This window comes from Methanobrevibacter sp. (assembly GCF_045126245.1).
Classification (GTDB): domain Archaea; phylum Methanobacteriota; class Methanobacteria; order Methanobacteriales; family Methanobacteriaceae; genus Methanocatella.
Genome location: NZ_JBGVOG010000011.1, coordinates 1 through 3,969, shown reverse-complemented (window position 1 = coordinate 3,969; position 3,969 = coordinate 1). Strand labels below are relative to the sequence as shown.

The window sequence follows — 3,969 nt, the reverse complement described above, 5'->3', positions numbered from 1 at the left end:
ATATTTTGTAAACGGTTTGAAATTTTAGAATTATTAATTTTAAGGCATATTGTAATTTTAGAATCAAGATTTTGTGATTATTATTTTTAAAAGGCATAATGTAATTTTTGAATATTTTTTATATAAGGCATATGTAGATTGAGGTTAGAAAAAATGTGTGGAATAGCAGGCGTAATATATAAGGATAAAAAACCTCACCCTGTAGGCAAATCCTTAACATCAATGTTGGAATCCCTACAGCACAGAGGTCCGGACTCAGCAGGTTATGCAATATACGGCAGTTTGGATTTTCCTGAAAATTATTATCAGTTAAACATTGAAGTAAAAAGAAAAAGGGGAGCATTGGATAATTTAAAATCATTATTGACTCAAATAAGTCCAATATTTGAAGAGCAACTAATCGAGTCTGTAGGAGACTCAGACGTATATAAATGTAAAATAGCATTGGATGACTTTTCTCTTTTAAAACCATATATACGTGAAATAGATGAATTGGAAAACGTACGGGTTATCAACGGTTCACATTCCTTTGAAATGATAAAGGATGTCGGAAAAGTAAAGGACATTGCAGAAAGATTCGATGTTCAAAGCAGAATGGGAACACATGGAATAGGACATACCCGTTTTGCAACTGAAAGTGGTGTAGACCGTTATCATGCACACCCATATCAAAGCTATATCATACCTGATATAACAGTAGTCCATAACGGGCAAATCACCAATTACTGGAAAATAAGAGATCCGTTAGAAAGAAAAGGCCACACTTTCGAATCATTCAACGATACTGAGTGCATTGTTCACTATATGGCAGATAAACTCAACCAGGGATACAAACTGGAGGAAGCTTTAGACCAAGCAGTAATTGATTTGGACGGTCCATTTTCAATATTGGTGGGAACACCTAATGGAATAGGCATTGCAAAGGATAAACTTGGTCTCAGGCCTGGAGTAATGGTGGAAACTGATGAGATTTTTGCAATAGCATCAGAAGAGATGGCATTGCATGATGTTACAGATTCCAATAAGATAGAACAAATTTACCCTGGCGAAACAAGGGCATACACCATCTAAGGGGGTTTATCCATGAAAGAATATGTTATTGATGCGAAGGATATGGCTGAAAAAGAATTAAACCGTACCATAAAAGAACAAGCTACATATCATGATAAACTCATTATTGAAAATCCCGAATCCAAACACAATATCTGTGCAGGTTTGACTGAGGATGTGGACATAGAAATCAACGGTTCTGCAGGTTATTTTGTTGGGACAATGGTTAACGGACCAAGGATACATATCAATGGAAATGCTGGATGGTTTGCTGGAGACAACATGACCGAAGGGGAACTGATCATTGAAGGTACTGCAGGTGACGGCGCAGGACAGGGAATCTACGGCGGAACAGTAATAGTAAAAGGAAGTACTGGTTCAAGAACAGGAGAGATCATGAAAGGTGGAACCGTAATAATCGGAGGAAACAGCGGATACATGACCGGATTGCTTATGATGGGTGGCAAACTCATAATTCTCGGTGATGTAACCGATGATGTTGGTGAATCAATTATGAGGGGAAGCATATTTGTTCTGGGAGACGTGAAAAGCTTAGGAAAAAATGCTGTTATGGAAAAAACCACAACTGAAGATATAAATGAACTGAAAGAAATTTTAACCGAATACGGTTTTGAGCTTACTGACAGCGATTATGTGAATTTCAAAAAAATTGTTAATATGCAATAAGGGGCTGATAAGATGAGTGAACATAGAATAGCAATGGTTGGAACACCATGTGAGATTATGGCAGCCTCCAAACTTCAACATTATACCGATAGCCCTATTGACGTTAAACTGGGCTTGTTTTGTATGGAAAATTTTTCATATAAATATTTTGAAAATCTCTTGAAAGAGTACGATTTGAAAATGGAGGATATTGAAAAATTCCAAATAACTAAAGGATTTGTATTTTTATCATTGAAAACCAGAGAAACTGTGAAAATACCGATATCAATAGCTAAAAGGATAATCAGAAAAAATTGCAACATATGTGTTGAATTGACATCAGAAACATCTGATTTTTCAATAGGTTCAATAGGATCAGATGAAGGATGGTCAACATTGATAGTCCGAACAGAAAAAGGTGAGGAAATTGTCAATGGGGCATTGGAGCAAAAATTCATTGAAGCTAAGGAGCTTACTGAATCACAATTCAATCTGCTAATTAGACTTGCAGAAAATAAAATAAATAAAAATCTGGAAGAGATAGAAAAAAGAGAATTCTTGGCTAGGCCTGTATTGTATCAAAGGGATAAATCAGATGATTTAATCGCAAATGAAATCTCAGAATCCCAATTCTTAGATTTAAAGTCAAATGTCATTGATATTGGGGCATGTGTGCTCTGCGGAGCATGTGAATACGTATGCCCTGACAATCTGATAACAATTGATGATACAAAACCGATAATGAAAGGGGAATGTTCTCAGGACTGTCATGCATGCTTTGCAGTTTGTCCAAGAACTTTTATACCTGAAGATTTGAGAAATGACAATTCAAAAGCAATCGGTGATTTTATAAAAGTAGTGTCTGTCAAATCCTTAAAGCATAGTCAGGGCCAGGACGGTTCTATAGTTACAACATTGCTGGACTATTTATTGACTAATGATATTGTAACTGATGCGCTTATTGTTGATAAAGAGGATTATTTGGCCTGGAAACCTTATGCAAAGCTAACAAATGATATTGATGAGGTTATCAAATCAGGTGGAACAAAATATTCCGTCTGTCCGGTATTCAAACCATTAAGAAATGTAGGCGAGGGGGTGGATTAGATGTCATTTACTGTTGAAAGGAAAATAGAGATATGTAGGCAGAATAATGATAGGCCAGGCTGTTGCTGGTATTTATGTGACAATCCTAAAAAATCCTCATGTAAAAACTGTTATAGCTGTTATTCAAATTGCCCTCACGATGTATATGAAGTAATTAATGATGAACCACTGCCAATACATCAGGAAAATTGTGTAGGATGTAAAATCTGTGAAGAGATGTGTCCGACACATGCAATATATGTCAGGCCTCTTGTTGATGAAGGAAGAGGCGTATGGTCAAATTCAACAATGGTGGAGATTAAACGTAAAAGCCAAACAGGATCATATAAGGTACGTGGTTGCGGTTTAACCAGAAAAATCCCAACATTTGATGATTTAAGCATATTGCCCGCACAGGTGTCAAGACCTCCAATAGATTCATACAGGGAAACATGTAAAACTTCCGTAGTGCTTGGAGACAGGTTTGCAGAAAATCCAATCGAAATTGATACTCCTATTATGATTGGAGCAATGTCTTTCGGTGCATTAAGTAAGGAGGCAAAAATGGCACTGGCTATTGGAAGCAGTAAAGTAGGTTCGATAACCAACACAGGTGAAGGGGGAATGCTTCCTGAAGAAAGGCATTACGCCGATAAGCTGATTGCCCAATATGCATCAGGTCGTTTTGGAGTCTCAGCCAGCTATTTAAACAATGCAGAAGCTGTTGAAATAAAAATAGGTCAGGGTGCAAAATCAGGTATGGGAGGACACCTGCTTGCCCATAAGGTAACAGCAGAAGTGGCTAGAGTCCGTAACATTCCTGAAGGGACTTCAGCATTAAGTCCTGCCAGACATATGGATATTGTCGGACCTGAGGATTTAGGAATGAAAATCGATCAATTGAGGGAAATCACTGATTGGAAAATACCTATTATTGTAAAATTTGCAGCAGGTAGGGTGGAACAGGATGTTAAAATTGCAGCAAAGGCCGGCGCTGACATAATTGTAGTTGACGGTATGCAAGGAGGAACCGGTGCCGGACCTGAAGTAGTTACAGAACATGCTGGTATTCCTACAATAGAAGCAATAGTAAAAGCCGATGATGCTCTTAAAGACATCAATTTAAGAAGTGAGGTAAGTCTTGTGGCCGCAGGAGGAATAAGGTCA

4 protein-coding genes are annotated in these 3,969 nt (G+C 37.5%); all 4 read left to right on the top strand.

Annotated features, from left to right (window positions below; all coding sequences use genetic code 11):
- Positions 1 to 153 precede the first annotated feature (153 nt).
- Positions 154 to 1,071 carry a glutamine amidotransferase gene (locus ACJMLZ_RS00620; protein WP_405303385.1) on the top strand — a complete coding sequence of 306 codons (918 nt, stop codon included), beginning with the start codon at positions 154 to 156 and terminating at the stop codon, positions 1,069 to 1,071.
- Positions 1,072 to 1,083: 12 nt separating this feature from the next.
- Positions 1,084 to 1,737: a tributyrin esterase gene (locus ACJMLZ_RS00615; RefSeq protein ID WP_405303384.1), complete on the top strand. Its 654-nt coding sequence runs from the start codon at positions 1,084 to 1,086 to the stop codon at positions 1,735 to 1,737.
- Between the two features lie 12 nt (positions 1,738 to 1,749).
- Positions 1,750 to 2,823 carry a Coenzyme F420 hydrogenase/dehydrogenase, beta subunit C-terminal domain gene (locus ACJMLZ_RS00610; protein WP_405303383.1) on the top strand — a complete coding sequence of 358 codons (1,074 nt, stop codon included), beginning with the start codon at positions 1,750 to 1,752 and terminating at the stop codon, positions 2,821 to 2,823.
- The coding region (locus ACJMLZ_RS00605) for a glutamate synthase-related protein (RefSeq protein ID WP_405303382.1) at positions 2,824 to 3,969 on the top strand (1,146 nt) is incomplete at its 3' end.

Excerpts from the sequence above, each read along its gene's own strand:
- ACJMLZ_RS00620 (WP_405303385.1), top strand. The coding sequence starts at position 154 with ATGTGTGGAATAGCAGGCGTAATATATAAGGATAAAAAACCTCACCCT.
- ACJMLZ_RS00615 (WP_405303384.1), top strand. The coding sequence starts at position 1,084 with ATGAAAGAATATGTTATTGATGCGAAGGATATGGCTGAAAAAGAATTA.
- ACJMLZ_RS00610 (WP_405303383.1), top strand. The coding sequence starts at position 1,750 with ATGAGTGAACATAGAATAGCAATGGTTGGAACACCATGTGAGATTATG.